This is a genomic window from Roseateles sp. GW821-FHT03B02, from assembly GCF_059421025.1.
The window spans coordinates 648,090-672,138 of record NZ_JBWKUV010000002.1 but is presented as its reverse complement, the minus strand read 5'-3'; the positions used below and the strand labels follow the sequence as shown (position 1 = coordinate 672,138).

Genomic DNA, 24,049 nt, shown 5'->3' with positions numbered 1-24,049 from the left:
GCGGGCATGATGACCTGAAGCCGTGATGAACGCCCGCCACGATCTGCCCACGCCCAACCCCGCCCTCGGCGCCGACGCCGCCTGGGCGTCCCTCGCCGAGGCCAGCTCCGCGGAGGCCCTGTGCCGCGCTTGGCTGGCCGTGCTGTGCAGCCTGGTTCCCGGCGTGCAGGTGGGTCTGCTGCTGCTGCAGGACGCGGCCGGCTCCTACGTTCCCGCCGCCGCCTGGCCCGAGGGCACGGAGCTTCAGCGCCTGGCCGACATCGCCCGCGAATGCCTGGCCACCCGCCAGGGCGTGCGCCGCCAGCACGCCGGCCATCCGGTGCAGCTGGCCTACCCGCTGGCCGCCGGCGAGGCCCTGCACGGCGCCGTCGTGCTGGAACTGCTGGACGCCAGCCCCGAGGCCGCGCGCCTGGCTGCCCGCCTCACGCACTGGGGTGCCGGCTGGATGGCCGACCTGTTCGCGCAGCGCGAGCTGGGCCAGGCCCGCCAGCGGCTGGACGAGTCGGCCTTCCTGTTCGAGGTGTCGCTCGCCGCGCTGGCCGAACCCGACTTCCGCCAGGCCGGCCTCACCCTCGTCAACAAGCTGGCCGCGCGTTTCGGCTGCCACCAGGTGCAGCTGGCACTGGCCGACGGCCCCAAGCTGGAGACAGCTGCCGTGTCGCACTCTGCCTGGTTCGACGAACGCGCCAACCTGACGGCCCTGGCCCGCGCCGCGATGACAGAGGCCTTCGACCAGCGCGCTGCCGTCGTCTGGCCCGAGGACGACAGCAGCGACTCGCGCGTGCTGCGCATGGCCCATGGGCGCTACGCGGCCGACTCCGGCAGCCTGGCCCTGGCCTCCCAGCCGCTGGCCATCGGCGCCGCGCCGCCGTTTGCCGTGCTGCTGTTCGAGCGCAACACCGTCTTCCTGCCGGCCGAGTTGAAGGGCATGGCGCTGCTGGCCGGTGTGCTGGCCCCCGTGCTGGAGCACAAGCATGCACGCGACGAGAGCCTGGCCCGCCATGCCCGCCGCAGCGTGCGCCACGCGGCCGCGCGGCTCACCGACGCCTCCCACCCCGGCCTCAAGCTGGGGGGCGGCACGCTGGCGCTGCTGCTGCTGATCGCCGCCCTCGTGCCGGTGGAGCACCGCGTGTCGGCGCCGGCCATGGTCGAGGGTGCCGTGCAGCGCGCGGCCGTCGCACCCTTCGACGGCTTTCTGCGGGAGGCTCCGGCCCGCGCCGGTGACACCGTCAAGGCCGGCCAGGTGCTGGCGCGCATGGACGACCGCGAGCTGCAGCTGGAAAAGGTGCGCTGGGAGACCGAGCTGGAGATGGCCCAGCGCAAGGAGCGCGAAGCCATGGCGCTGTCCGACCGCGTCAACCAGCGCCTCTCCGCCGCCCAGGCCAACCAGGCCCGCGCGCAGCTGGACCTGACGCTGTCCAAGCTGGCCCGCGTGGAGCTGGCAGCGCCGTTCGACGCCATCGTCGTCAAGGGTGACCTGTCCCAGCAGCTCGGTGCGCCGCTGGAAATGGGCAAGACGCTGTTCGAGCTGGCGCCGCTGGCCAGCTGGCGCGTCATGCTCAAGGTGGACGAGCGCGACATCGCCCGCGTGCAGCCGGGGCAGGGCGGCGAGCTGGTGTTGACCGGCGCGCCCGGCCAGCGCTGGCGCTTCACGCTGAAGTCGGTGACGCCGGTGTCGGTGGTGGAGGAGGGGCGCAACTACTTCCGCGCCGAGGCCGAGCTGGAAAGTCAGGAGGGCGTCCCGCTCAAGCCCAACATGGAGGGTGTGGCCAAGGTCGTCGTCGGGGAGCGCAGCCTGCTGTGGGTGTGGACGCATCGCTTTACCGACTGGTTGAGACTGGCCCTGTGGCAATGGACGCCGTAACCCTTCCTCCAAGACCACTCGGCGACGCGCTGTTCTCGGCCAACTGGTACCGCGTCGCCACGCTGAAGCCGCGGCTGCGCGGCCATGTGCGCATCCACCGCCATGTCTACCGCGGCGAGATCTGGTACGTCGTCGAGGACCGCGTCGCCGGCAAATACCACCGCTTCAACCCCAGCAGCTACCGCGTCATCGGGCTGCTGGACGGCGAACGCACGCTGCAGCAGGTCTGGGACCGGCTCAGCGCTGCGATGGACGAGCACACGCCCAGTCAGGACGAGCTGGTGCAGCTGTTCGGCCAGCTCTACGCGGCCGACCTCATCCAGTGCGACGTGACGCCCGACGTGGCCGAACTGTTCGAGCGCGGCGGCAAGCAGCGCCGCTCCAAGCTGCTGCAGCGCTTCGCCAACCCCGTGTCGCTGCGCTTCCCGCTGGTGGACCCCGACGCCTGGCTGGGCCGCGTCATCGTCGCCGCAGGGCCGCTGAAGGGCTGGGTAGGCATGGCTCTCTGGCTTGCCGTCGTTCTGCCGGCCGTGCTGCTGGCGCCCAGCCACTGGGGCGAGCTGACCGGCAACATCAACGAGCGCCTGCTGGCCGTCGACAACCTGCTGCTGCTGGCCATCCTCTTCCCGCTGCTGAAGGCCGCGCACGAGATCGGCCACGGACTGGCGGCCAAGCGCTTCGGCGGCGAGGTTCACGAGATGGGCGTGATGCTGCTCGTGTTCTTTCCGGTGCCTTACGTGGACGCCAGCAGTTCGGCCGCCTTCGAGAGCCGCTGGCCGCGCATGCTGGTGGGAGCGGCGGGCATGCTGACCGAGCTCTTCATCGCGGCCATCGCCTTCTATCTGTGGCTGGCGCTGGAGCCGGGCTTCGTGCGCTCGCTGGCCTTCAACGTCATCGTGCTGGCCAGCATGACGACGCTGATGTTCAACGCCAACCCGCTGCTGCGCTACGACGGCTACTACATCTTCGCGGACGCCATCGAAAGCCCCAACCTCGGCCAGCGCGCCACCGACTACTGGGGCTGGTTGCTGCGTTACCACCTATTCGGTCAGCACCAGGCCGAGCCGCCGCTGTCCACGTCCGGCGAGCGCCGCTGGTTCCTCGTCTACGCGCCGATGGCGCTGGCCTACCGCCTCTTCGTCATGTTCAGCATCGCGGTCTTCATCGCGAGCCGCTACTTCTTCGTCGGCGTGCTGATCGCCGCCTGGGGCATCGTCGCCAGCGTGCTGCTGCCCTGGGCGCGCGGTTTGAAGAAGCTGGCCGGCGACCCGGCGCTGGAGCCGCAGGCCGGGCGGGTTCGGCGGGTGCTGTGGGTGTCCGGTGCGCTCGTCGTGCTGCTGCTGTTCGTCATCCCTCTGCCGCATCACTCGGTCGCGACCGGCGTGGTCTGGCCCAGCGACAACGCCGTGCTGCGCGCCCAGGGTGGCGGCTTCTTCTCCAAGCTGCTGGTGCGGCCGGGCGAGGTCGTGCTGGAAGGCCAGGCCGTCGCCCAGCTCTTCGACCCGGCGCTGGAGGCTCGCGTCGGCGAGCAGCGCGGCCGGCTGGAGCTGGCCCAGGCCAAGCATGACGCGGCCTTCGGCGTCATCGGCATCGCGCCGGCCAAGGCGGCGCTGCTGGCCGAGGAGGTGCGGCGTGAGCAAGCGGCGCTGGCTTCACTGGAAGGCGAGGCGGCCAAGCTCGTCGTGCGGGCGGAGGTGGCCGGCTTGCTGCTGCTGACGCGGCCCGACGATCTGCCGGGGCGCTTCTTCAAGCGCGGCGAGGTGCTGGGCCACATCGACACCGCCGGTCCGGCGCGCGTGCGCGTCGTGCTGCCGCAGTGGCAGAGCGCGGCGGTGCGGAGCTTCGAGGTGAGGTTGCCTCAGCAGCCCGGGGTGAGCTACGAGGCCAGGCTGGCGCGCAGCGTGCCGGCGGCGGCGAGGGAGTTGCCCAGTCCGGCGTTGGGAACGGCTGCGGGCGGGGACATTCCGCTGGACCCGCACGATCCCAAGGGCTTGCAGGCGCTGCAGACCTTGTTCGAGCACGAACTGCAGCTGGGCGGGGACATGCCGTACCGGCAGATCGGCGCGCGGGTGCTGGTGCGGCTGGAGCATGAGTCGGAGCCGGTGGCGATGCGCGTGTGGGAAGGCCTGCGGCGCCTGTTCCTGTCGCACTTCCAGCTCTGAGTCATGAGCGCCGCCACGCTGCCCCTCGACATCGGTGAATCCATCGCCCACGGCGTCTTCCCCGAGCGCCGCGACGTCGACGAGCCCATACACGACCGCCTTGCCCGCGGAGTGCTGTGGCGCCTAAAGCGCCGCTTCATCCCCGGCGTGCCCACGCTGCGCGCGATGGCCAGGGCAGCGGGTGAGCTCGAAGCCGAACTCCAGCAGCAGTCCGACGAGGAACTGCGCCGCCGCCTGTTCAAGACGGCCCCCGCCGCCGTCCAGGCTGGCAAGGCCAGCGGCCTCGCCGAAGTGATGGCCCTTGTCCGCGAAGGCGCCCGCCGGTCCTTGAGCAAGCGCCCCTTCGACACCCAGCTCATGGGCGCCGCCGTGCTGCTCGAAGGTCGCCTCGCCGAGATGCAGACGGGCGAGGGCAAGACGCTGACCGCCGGCCTCGCCGCGGCCATCGCCGGCGCTGCCGGCCTGCCCACCCATGTCGTCACCGTCAACGACTACCTCGCCCGCCGCGACTGCGAGCTGATGCAGCCGCTGTTCGGCTTCTTCGGCATGACGGCCGGCGTCGTCTGGGCCACGCTGGAGCACGAGGCCAAGCGCCAGGCCTACCAGCGGCCCATCACCTACTGCACCAACCAGAGCCTGGTGTTCGACTATCTGCGCGACCGCGTCGCTGCCGGCGGCCGTGTCAGCCCGGCGCAGATGCAAGCCCGCCTGCTGCACGGCCAGCTCCCCCAGCCGCTGCTGCTGCGCGGCCTGCACTTCGCCATCGTCGACGAGGCCGATTCCATCCTCATCGACGAGGCCCGCACGCCGCTGATCCTGTCCGAGAAGCAGGGCCAGCCGCCCGACGCGACCGATTACCAGCAGGCACTGAAGATCGCCGCCACGCTCAAGCTCGGCGAGCACTTCGGCATCGACGCCGCCCGCCACAGCCTGCACTTCGAGGCCGCCGGCCTGCCCGCCGTGCGCGAGGCGGCCGAGGGGCTGGGCGGCATCTGGGGCGTGGCGCGCGGGCGCGAGCACCTTGTCGGACAGGCGCTGCGCGCGCTGCACCTGTTCCACCGCGACCAGCACTACGTCGTCATCGACGGCGCCGTGCAGATCGTCGACGAGTACACCGGCCGCGTGCTGGAGGGCCGCAGCTGGGAGGGCGGTCTGCACCAGATGATCGAGGCCAAGGAAGGGCTGGACCTGACCGAGCCGGCGCGCACGCTGGCCCGCATCACCTTCCAGCGCTTCTTCTGCCGCTACCTGCGCCTGGCCGGCATGACGGGCACCGCCGCCGAAGTGGCTGCCGAGCTGAACACGGTGTACCGCCTCGACGTCGTGCGCCTGCCCACGCACAAGCCCGACCAACGCGTCACGCTCCCCGCCCGCCTCGTGCGAAGCCAGGCCGCCAAGTGGACGGCCGTGCGCGAGGCCATCGGCGGGCAGCTGGCCTGCGGCCGGCCGGTGCTCGTCGGCACGCGCTCGGTGCGGGCCTCGGTCGCCTTGTCGGAGGAGCTCGGTCCGCGCCAGGTCCACCGCGTGCTGAATGCCCGCCAGGACAAGGAAGAGGCCGACATCGTCGCCATGGCCGGCGAGGCCGGCGCCGTGACCGTCGCCACCAACATGGCCGGCCGCGGCACCGACATCCACCTCGGCGACGGCGTCACGCAGAAGGGGGGGCTCGCTGTCCTGCTGACCGAGTTCCACGACTCGGCCCGCATCGACCGCCAGCTTGTCGGCCGCGGCGCGCGCCAGGGCGACCCCGGTGTGGCCCTGGCCATCGTCGCACTGGACGACGAGATCTTCACCGCCCACGCCGCGACGCTGCAGGCCTTGCTGAGTCGCCTCTTCGCCGGCCGCGACGAACTGCCCGCCTGGGCGCTGGAACTGCTGCGCCGCGCCGCGCAAGGCCATGCCGGCCGCCTGCATGCCGCCATGCGCTACCGCACCCTCAAGGCCGACCGCCAACTCGACAACCTGCTTGGATTCGCCGGAAACCAGATATGAGATTTGTTCTCCCGCTGCTGCTCCTGCCTGCCGCCGCCATGGCGCAAACGCCCAAGCCCGCCGCTGCGCCGGCCGGCCATGACTGCCTCATCGAGCCCAACCAGCGCATCGAGATCCGCAGCCCGGCCAACGCGCTCATCGACAAGGTGCTGGTGGAGCGCGGCAGCCAGGTGAGGGCGGGCGACACCCTGGTGCTGCTGGACGGCAGCGTCGAGCGCGAAGCCCTGGCCGGCGCCCAGCAGCGAGCCGAGTCGGAGGCCGAGCTGCGCGTGGCGCGCGCCCGCGCCGACTACGCCCGCGAGAAGTTCCGCCGCCGCGAGGACCTGCGCGAGCAGAACTACATCACCGCCCAGGACCGCGACGAGGCCCAGGCCGAGCTGCGCGTCGCCGAGGCCGAGCTGGCCCTGGCCGTGGACAACCGGCGTCTGGCAGGCATCGAGGCCCAGCGCCTGAATGCCGTCATGAAGCAGCGCGCCCTGCGCGCGCCCTTCAACGGCGTGGTGACCGACCGCCTGCAAAACCCGGGCGAGCTGGCTTTCACGGGCGAGGGCTCGCGGCCCATCCTGAAGATGGCGCAGACGAATCCGCTGCGCGTGGAAGTGGTGCTGCCCGTGTCGTTGCTTGGCCAGATCAAGGCCGGCCACACGGCCGAGATCACGCCCGAGGCGCCGCTCAAGGGCCAGTGGAAGGCACAGATCAAGGTCGTCGACGGCGTGATGGATTCAGCCAGCGGCAGTTTCGGCGTGCGGCTGGAGCTGCCCAATCCGAACGGCGACATCCCGGCCGGTGTGCGCTGCAGGGTGAAGTTCCTCTAACGCCTCAGCTACTAGAATCCGCGCCACACCGCATCGCGTGGTGCCGTCCCGCCGAGGGGTGCTGCGACGGAAGCCCGGGAGCTTCCGCCACGCTTGGCGACGACGACCGGACAAGGGCGCCCTCTGTGAAGAAGAGGCCCGCTTGCCATCCACCTCCGCATCGATACGCACCATCCTGCCGCTGGCCTTCGTGACCGGCGTCAGCATGGCCGCGATGGATCTCTATCTGCCCGCCGTGCCCGCCCTGCAGGCCGGCCTGGGCATCAGCGTGTCGCTGGCCCAGGCGACGGTGGCCGTCTATCTCGCAGGCCTGGCCGCCGCCCAGCTGCTGTGGGGCGAACTGCTGAACCGCCTCGGACCGCGCCTGTGCATCGAGATCGGCCTGGCGCTGCTGGTGCTGACCAGCCTGGGCTGTGCGCTCGCCCCCAACATCGAGACACTGCTGCTGTTGCGCCTGCTGCAGGGCGTGTCGGCCGCAGCGGCCACGGTCGTGGCCCCCACCGTCGTGCGCGCCACGCTGGCCGATGCCGACGTCGTGCGTGGCATTGCCGCCATTTCCATGGTCGAGGCCATCGTGCCCGCAGCCGGGCCGGTGCTGGGCGCACTGCTTCTGCGCGTGACGGACTGGCGCGGCACCTTCTGGGTGCTGGCCGCCCTGGCCCTGCTGGTGCTGCCCTGGGTGGTGAAGATCGCGCCACGCCGGCTGCCCGGGCTCAATCTCGATCACGACGCCGGCTACCTCGGCATCCTGCGCAACCGCAGCTATCTGCGGCTGGCCGGCTCGCATGCGCTGTGCATCGGTGCGCTGCTGACCTTCCTGGCCAGTGCGCCGCAGCTGCTGCAGCACACGCTGGGCCTGGGCACGGCGGCGTTCGCGCTGCTGCAGGTGCTGGGCGTCGGCTCCTTCATGCTGGGAGCCTCGCAATCGGGCCGGCTGGCGGCGCGCCTGGGCCATGCGCGCGTCGTGCGGCTGGGCAGCGTGGTGCAACTGGCGGCCTGCACGCTGGCGCTGCTGACGGCCTGGGGCGGGCAGGCGCTGCCTTATGGCGCGGTGGCGGCCTACTGGATGTGCTTCTGCGGTGCGCTGGCCATCCGCGGGCCGGCCACGTTCGTCGACGCCCTGGCCCTGCCGCCGGCCCAGATGGGTCGTGCCACGGCCATGCTGGTGCTGGCGCTGCTGGCGGCCGGCGCCCTGGGCACGCAGCTGGTGGCGCCTTTCCTGGGGCATGCGGGCAGCGCCGTGCCGGTGTTTTCCGGCGTGCTGCTGCAGCTGCTGGCCAGCGCGGCGCTGGTGTGGCGCTATCCGGTCGTGGCTAAGGCCTGAGGTCCAGGGCGCGGAAGGATCGCTTGCCCTTGTCCGCGTCCTTGCAGGCCTGTTTGCCCACCCTCAGGCCACCGTCGTCGCTGAGCAGCGTGACCTGCCCGTCCGGCCAGGCGAGCAGCGCCTCGGGCCGCAGCGTGCCGATGCCGGCCTCGGCGGGCACCGGCATGTCATGGGCCTTGCCGCTCCAGCGGAACAGCGCGAACGTGCCCTCGTCGGCCGGCGGGCCGGCGACGATCAGGTAGCTGCCGCCCACGCGCTCGATGGAGCGCACGCCGCGTCCGCCCAGGTCCAGGCGGATCACGCTGCCGAAGCGGGCCGGGCCCCTGGCCGCCACCAGCTCGGCCGGGTTCAGCAGCGGGATGAGGATGGCCTTGCCTTGCGGGATGGGGTTGCGCAGGCCGATCAGCAGGCTGCCGTCCGGCGCGGCGGCCAAGCCTTCAATGTTGAAGCCGCCGTTGGCCTCGGCCGCGCGCCGGGCTGCGTCGGCCAGCTTCAGGGCGCCGAGGGCCGGCGCCGCGAGCAGGTCGGCCAGCAGCGCCGTGTAGGGCTTGCCGACGGGCTCGACGGTCGTGCCGCGGATCTCGGTGGCGAAGAAGCGCTGCCGGTCCTCGCGCAGCTTGCCCTCGCCGTTGCGGGCGTGCGAGGCGATCCAGTAGATGCGCGTGCCGATCTGGGCCGCGCCTTCGAGGTCGGCCTCCTTGTCGGTCTTCAGGAACCTGTCGAGGTCGACCTGACCGACGCTGCGGGGCTCGCCGCGCCGGTAGATGCTCAGCCGGTTGTGCTCGTCGTCCGCGACGATGAAGTACCTGGCATCCAGCGCCACGGCCGCCGATGCGTCGCACAGGCCCTCGTAGCGCGTCTGCGCCCCAGCCGCGCCCGCCGCGATCAGCAGCAGCGCGGCCAGCGTCTTCATGCGGCCAGCGCTTCGGTACGTTCGAGCAGCCAGGTCAGCGCCGCGTCACTCACCAGCGGCTGCAGTCGCGCGCGCACGGTGGCGTGGTAGTCGTTCAGCCAGGCGATCTCGTCGGCGCGCAGCAGGCTCATGTCGATGCAGCGCGTGTCGATGGGGCACAGCGTCAGCGTCTCGAATTCCAGCATCTCGCCAAAGACGTTCTTCTCCGGCGTGTCGATGGTGACGTTGAGCACCAGGTTCTCGATGCGCACGCCCCACAGCCCCGGCCGGTACAGGCCCGGCTCGATGGACGTGATCATGCCGGGCTCCATCGCCATGGCAGGCTCGGCGATGGCCTTGCTGATGCTCTGCGGGCCTTCGTGGACGTTCAGGAAATAGCCCACGCCGTGACCGGTGCCGTGGCCGTAGTCCAGGCCGTGTTCCCACAGCGGCGCGCGGGCGATGGCGTCCAGCATGGGGCTGAGCGTGCCGCGCGGGAAGCGCGTGCGCGACAGCGCCAGCGTGCCCTTGAGGACCAGCGTGTAGTCGCGCTTTTGCGCGGCGCTGACGGTGCCGATGGGCCAGACGCGGGTGATGTCCGTGGTGCCGCCCAGGTACTGGCCGCCGGAGTCGATCAGCAGCAGGCCGTTGCCCTCGATTTGCGCGAACGACTCGGGCGTGGCGCGGTAGTGGGGCAGGGCGCCGTTGGCCATCCAGCCGGCGATCGTCGAGAAGGACAGGCCGACGAAGCCGGGGCGGCGCCTGCGCGCGGCGGTGAGCTTGGTGTCGATGTCCAGCTCGCTCCAGCGCTCGCCGCGGGCCAGCGACGCCTCGAACTCGGCATAGAACTCGCACATGGCCGCGCCGTCCTCGGCCATGGCCTCGCGGATGAATCGGGCTTCCTCGGGCGTCTTGCGGCTCTTCAGTAGCGTACTGGGGTTGATCTGCTCGACAACGGCCACCGTGGCCGGCACGGCCTCGCGCAGGCCCAGCGTCACGCGGCGCGGGTCGATCAGCAGCCTGCCCGTGGGGGGCAGGGCGGCCAGCGCCTTGCCCGCCTGGTCGTAGGGCAGGAGCTGGATGCCATCCTGGCCCAGACGCGCTGCCAGATCGGCCGGCACCTTGCCGTCGCCAACGAACAACCGGCCGGCTTGGCCGTCCAGCAGCAGATGCGCGATGAAGACGGGGTTGCACTCCACGTCGCTGCCGCGCAGGTTCAGCAGCCAGGCCAGGTCGTCCACGGTGGAGACGAGGTGGTGGCTGGCGCCCACGCTGGCCATGGCCTTGCGCACCCGGGCCAGCTTGTCGGCACGGGACACGGTGGCGTAGGGGGCGGGGTGTTCGTAGACGGGCGCGGTCGGCAGGCCGGGCCGGCCGTCCCAGGCCGCTTGCAGCAGGTCCAGGTCGGTCTTCAGCTTGACGCCGGCGCGCTGCATCGCCGTGCGCAGCGCGTTGGCCAGCGACAGGCCCAGCACTTGGCCGTCCACCGCCAGCACCTGGCCGGGCTTGAGCGCCTTGGCGGTCCAGTCGATGTAGAGCGTCGACGCCCCGTTGGGCATCTTCTCCAGCGCGATGCCGCTGCCGGCGATCTGCGCCTCGGCCTGGGCCCAGTAGCGGCTGTCGGCAAAGAGGGCCGCCTGGTCGCGCGTGACGACGAGGGCACCGACCGAGCCGCTGAAGCCGGACAGATATTGCCGGCCCTGCCAGCGGTCGGGCAGGTATTCGGACAGGTGCGGGTCGCTGGAAGGCACGAGCACGGCGTGCACGCCCTGGGCGTTCATGGCATCGCGCAGGCGTTCGATGCGCAGGCGGGTTTCGTGGGTGCGGGCGTCCATGGTGGCGGACCTTGTCTGGGCTGAAGCGGTGGCGGGATTTTAGGTTTGCCGCCGAATCACAGGTCCGTTCGCAATGCCCACAGCTCCGGGAACAGCACCACGTCCAGCATCTTGCGCAGATAGCTGACGCCACCGGTGCCGCCCGTGCCGCGCTTGAAGCCGATGACGCGCTCCACCGTCGTCACGTGGCGGAAGCGCCAGAGGCGGAAGGCGTCTTCCAGGTCCACCAGCTCCTCGCCCATCTGGTAGAGGTCCCAGTGGTCCTGCGGGGCGCGGTACACGGTCAGCCAGGCCTGCTTGACGCCCTCGTCGGCGCCGTGCGGCTGGGTCCAGTCGCGGTCCAGGCTCGCGGCCGGCACGGGGATGCCGCGGCGGGCCATCAGCTTGAGCGCCTCGTCGTAGAGCGACGGGGCCTCGTAGGCCTCGCGCACCTGGGCCAGCAGATCGGGCCGGTGTTCGTGGGGCTTGAGCATGGCGGCGTTCTTGTTGCCCAGCATGAACTCGATGCGCCGGTACTGCGCGCTCTGAAAGCCGCTGCTCCTGGCCAGATAAGGCCGGATGGCGCTGTACTCGGGCGGCGTCATCGTGGCCAGCACGTCCCAGGCGTGCACCAGCTGCTCCATGATGCGCGAGACCCGCGCCAGCATCTTGAAGGCCTCGGGCAGGCGGTCGACGGCCACGTTGGCGACGGCCGCGTGCAGTTCGTGCAGCATCAGCTTCATCCACAGCTCCGAGGTCTGGTGCTGCACGATGAAGAGCATCTCGTTGTGGTCGGGCGAGAGCGGAGTCTGGGCGTTGAGGATGGCGTCAAGCTGGAGATAGTCCCCGTAGCTCATGTCCCTGGAGAAATCGAGCTGGGCGCCGTGGTGTTCGAGGGTCGCCATGGGTCAGGTCACCTTCGAGCGGCTGGTGAACTGGGGGGCGTCCCAGCTCTTCTTGTCGAGGATGTCCACGAGCACGTCCACGGCCCTCGCCACGTCGGTGAAGCCGTTGTAGAGCGGCGCAAAGCCGAAGCGCAGCAGCTCGGGCGTGCCGGCACGGAAGTCGCCGATGACGCCCTGGGCGATCAGCGCCTGCATGACCGCGTAGCCATCGACGCCCTTGGGCAGCGAGAACGAGACCTGCGAGCCGCGCATCGCCGCGTCGCGCGGCGTGGCGATGACGGCGCCGTCCACGCGGGCCTCCACCTTGTCGATGAAGGCCTCGGTCAGTGCAAGCGACTTGTTGCGCAGCGCCTTGATGCCGCCGAGCTTCTGCGCCGCGTCGAACACGTCCAGCGCCGTGTCCAGGCCGGTCATGGCGAGCACCGCGGGCGTGCCGCACTGGTACTGCTGGATGCCCGGCGCGGGCTGGTACTCGCTGTCGAAGTCGAAGGGGTTGGCGTGTCCCAGCCAGCCCGTCAGCGGCTGCCACACCTGGCCCTCGTGGCGCGGGTGCATCCACACGAAGGCCGGCGCACCGGGGCCGCCGTTCAGGTATTTGTAGCCGCAGCCGATGGCGAAGTCCGCCGCGCTGCCCAGCAGGTCGATGGGCACGGCGCCGGCGCTGTGCGCCAGGTCCCACACGGCCAGGGCGCCCGCCTGGTGGGCCCAGCGCGTCAGCAGCGCCATGTCGTGCATGCGGCCGCTGCGGTAGTTCACGTGCGTCAGCATCAGAACGGCGCAGCGATCGTCCAGCAGCGGCGGGATGTCCTCGGGCGACTCCGTCAGGATCAGCTCGCCGCCATGGGCCCGCACCACGCTCTGGGCGATGTAGTTGTCGGTCGGGAAATTGCTGCGCTCGCTCACCACAATCTTGCGCTTGCCCTGCTGCAGCTGCAGCGCCGCGTGCAGCACCTTGTAGAGGTTGACGGAGGTGGAGTCCGCCACCAGCACCTCGCCCGGGCGCGCACCCAGCCAGGGCGCCAGCCGGTCGCCCAGCCGGCGCGGCAGGTCGATCCAGCCGGCCGCATTCCAGCTCTTGATGAGGCCCTGGCCCCACTCCTGCTCCACCGCGCGCTGGATGCGCGCCGGCGTGGCGCGGGGCAGGGCGCCGAGGGAGTTGCCGTCCAGATAGGTGATGCCCTCAGGCAGCGTGAACAGCTCGCGCAGCGAGCGCAGGGGGTCGGCGGCGTCAAGCCGCTTCGCGTCTTCGATGTTCATGGAAGTTCCCTCAGGATGGCGCGCACGGGCGATGCACAGGCGCCTTGGAGTTTGAGTGGCAGAGCGATCAATTCATAGTCGCCGGCGGGCACCTCGTCGAGCACGAGGTTTTCCAGCACGCGCAGGTCATGACGGCGCAGTTGCTGGTGGCTGTCCAGCAGCTTGGAGTCGGCCGGGTCCACGCTGGGCGTGTCGATGCCGATGAGCCGCACGCCGCGCGCAGCCAGCCATTCGACGGCCTCGGGGGCGTAGGCGGTGAAGGCGGGGTTCCACACGGTGTCGGCCCGCTCGCAGCAGCGCACCAGCACGCGGGGCGGCAGGTCGTGTTCAGCGTGTTGAAGATGCTCGACCGTGATCAACGGTGCCGCGCCGATGGCGTGGATGACGCGGCAGCGGCCGAGGTAGGTGTCCAGCGGCACCTCGGCGATGGCGGGCGCGTCGTTGGCGTAATGCAGCGGCGCATCCGCATGCGCGCCCACGTGGGGCGACATCGTGATGGCGCTGAGGTTGACGGGGCAGCCGGGCGACAGCTGCGCCGTCCAGCGCAGGCGGTAGGGCTCGTCGCCCGGGAAGATGGGAGCGTCGGGGGCGACGGTGGGAGAGATGTCCCAGAGGCGGGGAAAAGGCGAGGAAGGCATGGCGGGCGGCACCATAGCGTTGCCGGGTTGATCGTGGTGTCGGTTAATTCCAACTCCCTGTCAACCGGCGCCATGCCTCCCGGGTGCTAGCGCCGGAACTTGCCCGACTGGTCCACGATGGCCAGATCGACGTAGTCCAGCCCGCTGTGGTCAGTCGGGCTGTAGCCCAGCTCGATGCCACCCACGTCGAAGCGGCTCATTCCCTCCAGCGCCTTGCGCAGGCTGTCCCGCGTGGGCTGCTTGCCGGCGCGCTTCAGGCCCTCCACCAGCACCTTGGCCGACACATAGCCTTCAACAACGATGGGCGTGAGTTCCACACCGGCCTTCTGCGCGGCCTCCAGCGCCTCCTTGATGATGGGCTTGGCGATCGAGCGCTCGTAGGGGAACACCTGGCTGACGATGACGCCGTAGGCAACGTCGCCCAGTTCCTTGATGAAGCCGGCCGAGGCATTGTTCGACAGCGTCACCAGCTGCGCCGAGGAGCCTGCCGCCCGCACGGCCTTCATGCCCTGTACGACGGCCGTGCCCGAGCCGATGAACAGCACGGCCTGCGGCTGCCTGGCCAGCAGCTTGGGCACGATGGGCGCGAAATCGGGCTTGGCGCGGTCGTACTTCTCGTGGGCCACGGCGGTCTTGTTCACCTTGGCCAGCCCGTGCATGGCGCCGGTCACGGCGTCTTCACCGAAGCTGTCGTCCACCTGCACGATGGCGATGCGCTCCATGCCGATCAGGCTCAGGTGCTCGATGGCCCGCTCCGCCTCGCGCTGGTAAGTGGCGCGCACGTTGAACAGCCAGGGGTGCACGGGCTTGTGCAGCACCATGGCACCCGTCGACGGCGCCACCAGCGGGATCTTGTGCTCGGTGAGCAGCGGCATGATGGCCTGCGTGTGCGGTGTGCCGCGGTTGAGGAACAGCGCGAGCACGCCCTGGTCGATCAGCGCATTGGCATTGGCCACGGCCAGCTTGGGGTCGAACTTGTCGTCCAGCGACACCAGCGTGATCTTCTGGCCGTTGACGCCGCCTGCGGCGTTCACGATGTCGAAGTAGATCTTGGCGCCGGACGTCGCCTCCTTGACGCTGGCCGCGACGGTACCGGTGTGGCCGGCGGTCTGGCCGATGCTGATCTGGGCGTGTGCGGTGGCGGCTGCGAACGCCACCGTGGCGGCGAGCCAGGTGAAGCGGCCAGCGAGCCGCCGCAGTGAGGTCTTCATGTTCTGTCTCCAAGAGGCCCCTGGGTGCGGCGGCTCTTGATGCTCGGGGCGGCCTGCTCGCGGGAGTGCAATTCAAGCACGTGGCGCGGGCAGGAAATCCATTGTCCCGATGTGGACAGTACCTACTCGCGCAGCCCGCCCACGGCCAATGACCCCTGCTGTCCGCAGGCGCCTCGGACACCTGGCCCTGCAGGCGCCACGAACATCGGCTCAGAAGCCGAATCCGGATCCCGCCCCCAGCAGTGTCGCCACGCCCAGCACGGCGAAGATCGCTGCGGCGATGGTGTGAACCAGCCGCATCGGGATCTTGTTGGCCAGCTTGTCTCCCACGAACACGGCGGGCACGTCAGCCAGCAGCATGCCCAGCGTGGTCCCGATGACCACCCACAACGGCGTGGCGTAGTGCGCAGCCATGGCCACCGTGGCGATCTGCGTCTTGTCCCCCATCTCTGCGAGGAAGAAGGTCAGCAGCGTCGCGCCGAAGACGCCGAAGCGCTTCGCGACCTGGGTTTCCTCCTCCTCGATCTTGTCGGGAATCAGCGTCCAGATGGCCATGCCGATGAACGATGTGCCCAAGACCCAGCGAAGCACGCCTGGATTCACCGCCGACGTGATCCAGGCTCCCAGGGCGCCGGCGAGGCCGTGATTGACGATGGTCGCGCACAGGATGCCGGCAACGATCGGCCAGGGCTTCTTGAACCGTGCGGCGAGGATGAAGGCGAGGAGTTGTGTCTTGTCGCCGATCTCGGCAAGGGCGACGACGCCAGTTGAGACGAAGAGAGCTTCCATGAAATATTCCCTGGCCGGTTCAAAGACGAATGACCACATCGCTTCCCCGGCCAGTGCGGAGGCGATGTGGTCAAAGGTCTTGCCAAGCCAAGAAACCGCTTACGCCATGGCCTGCGGGCCAAGTGTGTTGACGTAAGCCTCTTCGGGCGAAGAGCGGCTACTCCCCAGTGACACCGCCATTATGCCCGCAGGCGCCCGAGGGACGCCCGGACTGTCCGCGTCGAACAGTCGGCTGCCACGCGGCACCGCAATGGCTTGCCGTGGCGAGGCCTTGCTCAGCGCTCTTGCCGTACTGCAAGAAACTTCCTGCGCAGCACCCCGTCACTGTTGATCCGCCAGGCCGCGAACACGGCCGAGCCCTCGATGCTTTCGGCCAGTGGCCTGAACACCGCCCCCTGCACGCCCGCGCGCTGGAAGGCCGCCGGCACGATGGACACGCCGAGGCCTTGGGCCACCAGCGAGACGACCGACAGCCAGTGCCGCCCCTCGTGCTGCAGCCGTGGGTAGAAGCCGTGCTGGCGGCAGATCTCGACGATGCGGGCGTGGTAGTCGGGCGAGCCCTTGCGGGAGAAGAGGATGAAAGGTTGGTCGCTCAGCGCAGCCAATGGGATCTCGACCATTTCGGCCAGCGGGTGGCTGGCCGGCAGACAAGCGAGGAAAGGTTCGCTGTACAGCGGCTCGGAGGCGAGTGCGGGTGGCAGCCGGTCGGTGTGGACCAGACCCAGATCCAGTTCCTCGGCAAGCAGTGCGTCGATCTGGTCCTGCGAGTTCAGCTCCACGACGACGACTTCGACCTTGGGGTGGCTGGCCTGGAAGGCCTGCAGCCAGGCGGACAGGCCGTTGAACAGCGTGGAGCCGACGAAGCCCAGCCGCAGCCGCCCCACCTCGCCGGCCTGTACCTCGCGGGCGAGCGCGCAGGCATCGTCCGCACGGTCGAGCAGGGCGGCGGCGCTGCCACGGAAGGCCTGGCCCGCGGGCGTTAGGCGCACGCCCTTGCTGTCGCGGTCGAACAGGCGCGCGCCGACACTGGCCTCCAGCTGCTGGATGGCCACCGACAGCGGCGGCTGTGAGATGGCCAGCCGCTGGGCAGCGCGGCCATAGTGCAGTTCCTCGGCCAGCGCGAGGAAGTAGCGCAGGTGGCGGAACTCCATCATCGAGCGGGAGGCATTCTCGATAGGCATTGCGAATCGTCGAAGTCGTTTCTTGAATTGGACACGAATCGAGCTCAGGGGAATACTGGGCGCACTGCGCCCGGCCCCCATGGCTAGGCAACCCATCACAAAGGACAGACCATGGCCCCCAAGGCAAGCTTTCACTGGGACGACCCCCTGCTGCTGAACGAGCAGCTCAGCGACGACGAGCGCATGGTGCGCGACGCTGCCGCGGCTTATTGCAGCGACCGGCTGCGTCCGCGCGTGCTGGAGGCCTTCCGCAACGAGAAGACCGACGCGAGCATCTTCCGCGAGATGGGCGAACTGGGCCTGCTGGGCCCCACCATCCCGACCGAGTACGGCGGCGCCGGCCTCAACTACGTGTCCTACGGCCTGATCGCCCGCGAGGTGGAGCGTGTGGATTCGGGCTACCGCTCGATGATGAGCGTTCAGTCCTCCCTCGTCATGGTGCCCATCAACGAGTTCGGCAACGAGGCGACCAAACGCAAATACCTGCCCAAGCTGGCCAGCGGCGAATGGATCGGTTGCTTCGGCCTGACCGAGCCCAACCACGGCTCCGACCCCGGCTCCATGATCACCCGCGCCCGCAAGGTGGACGGTGGCTACGAGCTGACGGGCAGCAAGATGTGGATCACCAACAGTCCCATCGCCGACGTCTTCGTCGTCTGGGCCAAGGACGACGGCGGCCAGATCCGCGGCTTCGTGCTCGAGAAGGGCGCCAAGGGCCTGAGCGCCCCGGCCATCCACGGCAAGGTGGGCCTGCGTGCCTCCATCACCGGCGAGATCGTCATGGACAAGGTGTTCTGCCCCGAGGAGAACGCCTTCCCCGAGGTGCGTGGCCTCAAAGGCCCGTTCACCTGTCTGAACAGCGCCCGCTACGGCATTGCCTGGGGCGCGCTGGGCGCTGCCGAGGACTGCTGGCACACGGCCCGCCAGTACACGCTGGACCGCAAGCAGTTCGGCAAGCCGCTGGCAGCCAACCAGCTGGTGCAGAAGAAGCTGGCCGACATGCAGACCGAGATCACGCTGGGCCTGCAGGGCTGCCTGCGCCTGGGCCGCATGAAGGACGAAGGTACGGCGGCCGTGGAGATCACGTCCATCATGAAGCGCAACAGCTGCGGCAAGAGCCTGGACATCGCCCGCATGGCGCGCGACATGCTCGGCGGCAATGGCATCAGCGACGAGTTCGGCATCGCCCGCCATCTGGTGAACCTCGAAGTGGTGAACACCTACGAGGGCACGCACGACATCCATGCACTGATCCTGGGCCGGGCGCAGACGGGCATCGCCGCGTTCTGATGACTTGAGACAGGGAACGGCGGCGCGAGGCATGCTTGCGGTCTCACAGCCCAGGAGACCGCCGATGACCACCCGCCGCCATGCCTTGCTGGCTGCTGCCGCGTTGCCCGCAGGCGCTTCCGCTGCCGCTGAGCCGGGGTGGCCGTCGGCGGCCGAGATCGCTCGGCGCGTGGCCGAGGTGTCGGCCACAGAGACCGCTTTCGCCGCCGCATTTGCGGCCCGTGATCTCGCGGCCTTCCGCAGCTACCTGGCGGTGGACACCATCTGGATGGGCAAGGAGCCGCTGCACGGGCCGGACGCCGTCATGCGGGCCTGGAACGGCTTTCTGACGGCAGCCAGGCCGCCGTTCAGCTGGGGCCCGGACCTGGCCCTGGTGTTGCCCAGCGGCGATCTGGCCCGCACGACCGGACCGGTGCACGACCCTGAGGGCAAGCTGATCGGCCGCTTCCAGTCCACCTGGCGGCGCAAGTCCGCTGGCGGCTGGGAGATCGTGTTCGACTTCGGGACCTGAGAATCGACGTCAGCGCGGTTTCGTCAGCTGGATCTCAAACAGCTTCGGCCACAGTTTGCCGGTGACAAACAGCCGCTTGGCCTTGGCGTCGTAGGCAATGCCGTTGAGCACGTCGTCGCTGCCGCTGCGCTGGGGCAGCAGGCCGCTGAGGTCGATCCAGCCGAGCACGCGGCCGGTCTTTGCGTCGATGCGGGCGATGCGGTCGGTGTGCCAGATGTTGGCCCAGACCTCGCCTTCCACCCATTCCAGCTCGTTGATCTGGTCTACCGGCCGGCCGTCGGCCGTCACGCGCACGCGGCGCAGCTCTTTGAACGTGAGCGGGTCCAGGAAGCGCAGCTCGGGCGTGCCGTCGCTCATGATGAGCTCACGCTCATTGTGCGTGATGCCCCACCCCTCCCCGGCGTAGTTGAACTTGCGCCAGAGCTTGAAGGTCTTCAGGTCCAGCACGAACGCCGTCTGTTCCTGCCAGGTGATGCCGATGAGGCGGTCGCCCCACTGCGTGATGCCCTCGCCGAAGAACTCGCCCGGCAGCTCGACGGCCTGCACGATCTTGCCGGTCTCGAGCTCCACCTTGCGGATGGTGGAGCGTCCGTGCAGGCCGGTGCCCTCGAACAGAAAACCGTCATGGAAGAACAGGCCTTGCGTGAAGGCGCCGGGGTCGTGCGGGTAGGTCTTGACGACCTTGTAGCCCTGAACAGGCGTGGTGGCCGAGGCCACGGGCGCCGCCACGGCGCCAGCCAGCGCGGCCAGCATCGCGCGCCGGCGCAGATCGAAATGCGGATTCATGCCGCCAGCGTAAATCAAGGCGCGGCGCGAACCTTTCAGGCACCTCCCAGCGACTTGAACAGCGCCGCCTGGCGCAGCCACTGCGACAGGTGCAGCCGGATGCGCGTCTGCTCGGCATCGAGCACGGCGCTGCGGGTCTGCAACCAGTCGGCACGGGCGATGGCGCCGACCTCGTAGCGCAGCGCGGCCAGACGCTCGTTCTCGGTGGCCTCGCGCAGCCGGCCGGCATTGGCCTGGAACTGCTGCGCCGCACGCTCGGCCTCGATGCGCTGGGTCTCGATGTCGGCCAGCGCGCGCTCCACGGTGTCGCGCAGCGTCAACGCCGCGGTGTCGAGCTCGGTGCGGGCGCCGTCGCGCTGCAGGGCCAGGCGCTGCCAGTCGATCATGGGCACGACGAGGTTGGCGGCGAACGAGGCCAGCGGCTGCGACAGCCAGTCGCTGGCGCGCGTGCCACCGGTGCTCAGGCCGGCGGAGAAGGATAGGCGCGGGTAGCGGTCGGCCTCGCTGACGCGCAGCCGGGCCAGCGAGGCATCCACGCCCAGGCGGGCGCGCTGCACGTCGGGTCGCCGGGCCAGCACCTCGGTGGGCGGGGCCAGGCGCCAGCGCGGCGGCTCGCCGGCGGGCAGGGCCGCTTCGGGAGATAGCCCCGGCAGGGGCTCGTCCAGCAGCAGGGCCAGGATCTGGCGCTGCAGCTGGGCGTCGGCGGCGAGGTCGGCCAGGCGGGTTTCGGCGGCCTGCACGTTGACGGCAATCTTGTCGAGCTCGATGGGCAGCAGCTTGCCTTCGCGCACGCGCTGGCGCGTCAGCTCCAGCGTCTCGCGGGTCAGCCCGAGCTGGGCCTCGGCCAACGGCCGTTGCGCTCGCAGGGCGGCCAGCGTCCAGTAGGCCTCGGCCACCTGGCTGCGTATGGAGAGGCGGGCGGCGGCGATGTCGGTGCGCGCAGCCTCGGCCTGGGCCTGCTGGGCGGCGGTGGTCTGGGCCAGGCGGTCCCACAGGTCGAGTTCGTAGCCCACGCCGAGGGACGCGCCATAGCTGCGGCTCCAGCCGGTGGAGGTCGTCACCGGCACCGTCACGCCGCCGATGTCGACGTTGCGGGTGCTGCTCTGCGTCTCGACCGGGCGGCTGGCGTTGGCCGAGACGCTGGCGCTGGGCGTCCAACGCAGCGCGCTCTGCTCGGCCAGCAGCTGCGCCTGCTTCCAGCGCAGCGCGGCCAGCGCGATATCGCGGTTGGCTTCCAGCGCGCGGACCTGCAGGGCGGCGAGCGTGGGGTCGAGCAGGCCGGCCCAGTCGGGCGCGATGGTGCCGTTGCTCAGGCTCCAGGCTGTCGGAGCGGCAACTTCCGGCGCTTTCACTGCGGGGCCGAGGGCGCAGCCAGCGAGCATCAGCGTGGCCAGGGCGGTCAAGGTCAGGTTCTTCATGATTCTCACTCCCGGGCCAGGGCATCCACCGGGCTCAGCGCCGCCGCGCGCCGCGCGGGCAGGGTGCCGAACACCAGGCCGACGCCGCTGGACACCGCAAAGGCCACTCCCAGGGCCGCCCAGCTGATGTCCACGTGCAGGTGCTGCTGGGCCGCGTTGACGCCCTGCGCGGCCAGCCAGCTCAGGGCCACGCCGACCAGGCCGCCCAGGCAGCACAGCACGACGGCTTCGATGAGGAACTGCAGCCTCACGTCGCCTTGGCGCGCGCCGACGGCCATGCGGATGCCGATCTCGCGGGTGCGCTCGGACACCGACACCAGCATGATGTTCATGACGCCCACGCCGCCCACCAGCAGCGAGATGGCCGCGACGCCGGCGAACAGCGCCGCCATCGCGCTCGTCACGCTCTGGAACTTGCGGAACTCCTCCTCGCCGTTCCAGGTGCCGAAGTCCTCGCGGCCGTGCAGGGCCTTCAAGCGGTGGATGATCTGCTCGCGCACCTGCTGGGGCGGCACGCTCAGGTCCAGCAGCACGTCGAAGTTGTCGACGTCGGGGCGGGCGTCGAGCTTGCGGGAGAACGTGGTGTGGGGCAGGTAGAGTTGGCCCAGCCAGCTGCCGAAGCTGAAGGCGCCGCCTTCGGGTGCGACGACGCCGACGACCGTGAAGGGCAGGGCGGCCGTGGGTGGCGGCGGGGCACCGGGCAGCGCGGCCTGGGCATCGGGCGGTGCCATGCCGGGGTTGACGAAGACGAGCTGGCCGATGGGCGACTCATTCTTCTTGAACAGCGCGTCGCGCGCCTTCTCGTCCAGCACCACGACCTGGCTGCGCGATTCGAAGTCCATGGCGTTCAGGTAGCGGCCCTGCACGATCTTGAGCTTGCGTGCCTTCAGCGTGTTGGGATCGCCGCCGACGGCCTCCAGCATCGCGTCGCGCGACTGGTGTCGTGCGGTGAGCTGCATCTGGCGATTCAGCGTGACGCCCCTGACACCCTTGAGCGCGCGCAGCGAGTCGATCTCGTGCGGCCGGAAGGGCTGGGGCACGGCGCCTGGCGGCAGGCCGGGATTGCCGCGCCAGACCGGGATGCGGCCCGAGATCAGGCTGCTGAGGTCGGTCTCGATGGAGGCTCTTGCCGCGGTCGTCAGCGCCACGATGCTGACGACCGACGCGATGCCGATGCTGATGCCGAGCATGGACAGCGCCGTGCGCAGCCGGTTTCCCCGGAGGGCGAGCAGGGCGGTGGCGACAGCCTCGCGCCACTGCACCTGGATGCGGCGTAGGCGGCCGCCTTCCTTGACCGGCGGCGCATCGCTGGGCAGTTCGGTCGGCGCCACATGGCCGGCCGGCGTGCCGTTGTCGGCCACCACCTTGCCGTCCTTGAGCTCGATGACGCGGCGAGCGTGGGCGGCGACGGCGGCGTCGTGCGTGACCAGGATGATGGTGTGGCCGCGCTCGTTCAGTTCGCGCAGCAGGCGCAGCATCTCGGCACCCGAGGCGGAGTCCAGCGCGCCGGTGGGCTCGTCGGCCAGGATGATCTGGCCGCCGTTCATCAGCGCCCGCGCGATGGACACGCGCTGCTGCTGGCCGCCCGAGAGTTCATTGGGGCGGTGGTGCAGGCGCTCGCCCAGGCCCAGGCGCTCCAGCAGCGCGCGCGCACGTTCACCGCGCGGGCCGGTGCCGACGCCCGCGTAGACGGCGGGCAGGGCGGCGTTGGCGCGTGCGTCCAGATGCGGCAGCAGGTGGTAGCGCTGGAAGATGAATCCGAAGCGCTCGCGGCGCAGGGCGGCGAGCTCGTCGGGGCCCAGCGTGCCGGCGTCCTTCCCGCCGATGTGGAAGCTGCCGCGCGTCGGGTTGTCCAGGCAGCCCAGCACGTTCATCAGCGTGCTCTTGCCGGAGCCCGACTGGCCCATGATGGCGACGAACTCGCCGGCCTCGATGGACAGGCTGACGCCGTCCAGGGCAGGCACGTCGATCTCGCCCAGCTGGTAGTGCCGGGCCACATCCTTCAGCTCGATCAGAGCCATGTCAGTTGCTGGCTGCGCTGGCGGGGGCAGAGGCCGCGTCGGCAGCGCTGGGTGGCGCCAGCAACACCTTCTCGCCAGCCTTGAGGCCATCGAGGATCTGCACCTTGGCGCCGTCCTGCAGGCCGACCTTGACCTGCCGCGGCGCCTGCTTGTTGGCCGCGTCCAGTACCGTCACCGTGAAGCGGCCGTCCTTGCCGCGTTCGCCGAGCGCTACGATGGGCATGGCCAGCACCTGCCTGGCAGAACCGGTCTCGATGTCGACCTGTACCGTCATGTCGCTGAACAGCGCGCGGTCGCGGTTGTCCACCTCGAACAGCACGTTGTAGAAGACGGCGTTGCCAGCGCGCTCGGGCACCGGCTGGATGACGCGCACCTTGCCCTCGTAGCGCTTGCCCTCACCCGACAGCGTCGTGAAGCGCGCCGTCTGGCCCACCTTGACGGCCTGCACGTCTGCCTCGGGCACCTTGGTGCGCACGGTGATGGTGTCCAGGTCGGCCAGCGTCAGGATGACCGGCGTGATCTGCACCGAGATCAGCGTCTGGCCCACCTGCACCGGCAGGTTGACGACGGTGCCGTTCATGGGCGCCGTGATGCGGGTGTACGAGAGGTTGACCTTGCGCTTGTCCGCTTCAGCCTGCAGCCGCGTGAGGTTGGCGGCCTGGCCGCGCAGATCGGCCTCGATCTTGGCCAGCTCGATCTCCGCCTTCTCGGCCTCATTGCCCGAGGTGGCCTGGCCAGCCAGCAGGCGCTGCTGGCGCTTGAGCTCGCGGCGGGCGGCCTCGGCATCGACGCGGCGGCTGTCGATGGCGGCACTCGCCTGGGCCACGGCGGCCTCGGCCTGCGCCACGTCGCTGCGCGCCAGCTCCGGGTCGAGGCTGACGAGCAGGTCGCCCCTCCTGACCTGCTGGCCCAGCTCGACGTGGATGGTCTGGACCTGGCCGCTGACCTGGGCGCCGACGTCGACCTTGGTCTTGGCCTGCAGCACGCCGGCGGCCTGTACGGCCTGGGTGATGTCCGCCGGCGCCACGACGCCGCTGGGCGGCGGGGGCGGCGGGGGCGGCGTGCGGGTGAACCACCACGCGGCGCCACCGGCCGCGAGCAGGGCGATGACGATCAGGCGCAGGCGCCAGCGCCTCAGAAACGATGCCTTCTTCATGTCCCTCCCAGGACCTCGGGTCT

Annotated in this window: 19 protein-coding genes and 2 riboswitches; of the genes, 7 read left to right on the top strand and 12 right to left on the bottom strand. The window is 70.2% G+C overall.

The genetic code is table 11. The features are described 5' to 3' along the window. The first annotated feature begins 25 nt into the window (after positions 1–25). The 5 genes from AC07VX_RS09395 to AC07VX_RS09375 all read left to right on the top strand — a co-directional run bounded on the left by AC07VX_RS09395 (position 26) and on the right by AC07VX_RS09375 (position 8,157). On the top strand, positions 26–1,864 hold the full coding sequence (locus AC07VX_RS09395) for a hypothetical protein (RefSeq protein WP_493164441.1): 1,839 nt from the start codon (positions 26–28) through the stop codon (positions 1,862–1,864). Beyond that, the gene (locus AC07VX_RS09390; protein ID WP_493164440.1) at positions 1,852–4,026 is read left to right on the top strand and encodes a PqqD family peptide modification chaperone; all 2,175 of its coding nucleotides are present in this window, start codon (positions 1,852–1,854) and stop codon (positions 4,024–4,026) included. Before AC07VX_RS09395 ends, AC07VX_RS09390 begins: the two co-directional genes overlap by 13 nt. A gap of 3 nt (positions 4,027–4,029) precedes the next feature. Then, on the top strand, positions 4,030–6,018 hold the full coding sequence (locus AC07VX_RS09385) for a preprotein translocase subunit SecA (protein WP_493164439.1): 1,989 nt from the start codon (positions 4,030–4,032) through the stop codon (positions 6,016–6,018). Next, entirely contained in the window at positions 6,015–6,833 is an 819-nt protein-coding gene (locus AC07VX_RS09380) for an efflux RND transporter periplasmic adaptor subunit (protein ID WP_493164438.1), read from the top strand. Before AC07VX_RS09385 ends, AC07VX_RS09380 begins: the two co-directional genes overlap by 4 nt. 47 nt (positions 6,834–6,880) lie before the next feature. Further along, positions 6,881–6,962: riboswitch (S-adenosyl-L-homocysteine riboswitch) on the top strand. A 13-nt stretch (positions 6,963–6,975) separates the two neighbouring features. Continuing rightward, a complete protein-coding gene (locus tag AC07VX_RS09375) occupies positions 6,976–8,157 on the top strand; it encodes an MFS transporter (protein ID WP_493164437.1) in 1,182 nt (393 codons plus the stop codon). Here AC07VX_RS09375 and AC07VX_RS09370 read toward each other — a convergent pair. The 8 genes from AC07VX_RS09370 to AC07VX_RS09335 form a co-directional block, all read right to left on the bottom strand. Next, positions 8,147–9,070, bottom strand: coding sequence for a DUF3616 domain-containing protein (locus tag AC07VX_RS09370; protein WP_493164436.1), 924 nt, complete (start codon positions 9,068–9,070; stop codon positions 8,147–8,149). The two genes, AC07VX_RS09375 and AC07VX_RS09370, sit on opposite strands and share 11 nt — an antisense overlap. Then, the gene (locus tag AC07VX_RS09365; RefSeq protein ID WP_493164435.1) at positions 9,067–10,884 is read right to left on the bottom strand and encodes an aminopeptidase P family protein; all 1,818 of its coding nucleotides are present in this window, start codon (positions 10,882–10,884) and stop codon (positions 9,067–9,069) included. The genes AC07VX_RS09370 and AC07VX_RS09365 overlap by 4 nt, the downstream gene beginning before the upstream one ends. Positions 10,885–10,940: 56 nt before the next feature. Continuing rightward, positions 10,941–11,768: a tryptophan 2,3-dioxygenase gene (kynA, locus tag AC07VX_RS09360; protein WP_493164434.1), complete on the bottom strand. Its 828-nt coding sequence runs from the start codon at positions 11,766–11,768 to the stop codon at positions 10,941–10,943. A 3-nt stretch (positions 11,769–11,771) separates the two neighbouring features. Beyond that, on the bottom strand, positions 11,772–13,025 hold the full coding sequence (kynU, locus tag AC07VX_RS09355; RefSeq protein ID WP_493164433.1) for a kynureninase: 1,254 nt from the start codon (positions 13,023–13,025) through the stop codon (positions 11,772–11,774). Then, on the bottom strand, positions 13,022–13,663 hold the full coding sequence (gene kynB, locus AC07VX_RS09350) for an arylformamidase (RefSeq protein WP_493164432.1): 642 nt from the start codon (positions 13,661–13,663) through the stop codon (positions 13,022–13,024). Before kynB ends, kynU begins: the two co-directional genes overlap by 4 nt. Positions 13,664–13,749: 86 nt before the next feature. Beyond that, positions 13,750–14,874: an ABC transporter substrate-binding protein gene (locus AC07VX_RS09345; RefSeq protein ID WP_493164431.1), complete on the bottom strand. Its 1,125-nt coding sequence runs from the start codon at positions 14,872–14,874 to the stop codon at positions 13,750–13,752. Positions 14,875–15,084: 210 nt separating this feature from the next. Next, positions 15,085–15,663 carry a TMEM165/GDT1 family protein gene (locus AC07VX_RS09340; protein WP_493164430.1) on the bottom strand — a complete coding sequence of 193 codons (579 nt, stop codon included), beginning with the start codon at positions 15,661–15,663 and terminating at the stop codon, positions 15,085–15,087. Between the two features lie 2 nt (positions 15,664–15,665). Continuing rightward, positions 15,666–15,847: riboswitch (yybP-ykoY riboswitch) on the bottom strand. 91 nt (positions 15,848–15,938) lie between these two features. After that, positions 15,939–16,814 carry a LysR family transcriptional regulator gene (locus AC07VX_RS09335; protein ID WP_493164510.1) on the bottom strand — a complete coding sequence of 292 codons (876 nt, stop codon included), beginning with the start codon at positions 16,812–16,814 and terminating at the stop codon, positions 15,939–15,941. Positions 16,815–16,955: 141 nt separating this feature from the next. Here AC07VX_RS09335 and AC07VX_RS09330 point away from each other — a divergent pair, with 141 nt between their 5' ends. After that, positions 16,956–18,134, top strand: coding sequence for an acyl-CoA dehydrogenase (locus tag AC07VX_RS09330; RefSeq protein ID WP_493164429.1), 1,179 nt, complete (start codon positions 16,956–16,958; stop codon positions 18,132–18,134). A gap of 64 nt (positions 18,135–18,198) precedes the next feature. Beyond that, positions 18,199–18,645 carry a DUF4440 domain-containing protein gene (locus tag AC07VX_RS09325; RefSeq protein WP_493164428.1) on the top strand — a complete coding sequence of 149 codons (447 nt, stop codon included), beginning with the start codon at positions 18,199–18,201 and terminating at the stop codon, positions 18,643–18,645. A 9-nt stretch (positions 18,646–18,654) separates the two neighbouring features. On the opposite strand, the gene AC07VX_RS09320 is transcribed toward AC07VX_RS09325, so the two are convergent. The 4 genes from AC07VX_RS09320 to AC07VX_RS09305 are packed head-to-tail and all read right to left on the bottom strand — an operon-like array spanning position 18,655 to position 24,026. Continuing rightward, positions 18,655–19,431: a glutaminyl-peptide cyclotransferase gene (locus AC07VX_RS09320; RefSeq protein WP_493164427.1), complete on the bottom strand. Its 777-nt coding sequence runs from the start codon at positions 19,429–19,431 to the stop codon at positions 18,655–18,657. 35 nt (positions 19,432–19,466) lie between these two features. Beyond that, positions 19,467–20,849 carry a TolC family protein gene (locus AC07VX_RS09315; protein ID WP_493164426.1) on the bottom strand — a complete coding sequence of 461 codons (1,383 nt, stop codon included), beginning with the start codon at positions 20,847–20,849 and terminating at the stop codon, positions 19,467–19,469. Between the two features lie 5 nt (positions 20,850–20,854). Further along, positions 20,855–22,870 carry an ABC transporter permease gene (locus tag AC07VX_RS09310; protein WP_493164425.1) on the bottom strand — a complete coding sequence of 672 codons (2,016 nt, stop codon included), beginning with the start codon at positions 22,868–22,870 and terminating at the stop codon, positions 20,855–20,857. 1 nt (position 22,871) lies between these two features. Next, the gene (locus tag AC07VX_RS09305) at positions 22,872–24,026 is read right to left on the bottom strand and encodes an efflux RND transporter periplasmic adaptor subunit (RefSeq protein ID WP_493164424.1); all 1,155 of its coding nucleotides are present in this window, start codon (positions 24,024–24,026) and stop codon (positions 22,872–22,874) included. Positions 24,027–24,049: the final 23 nt, after the last annotated feature.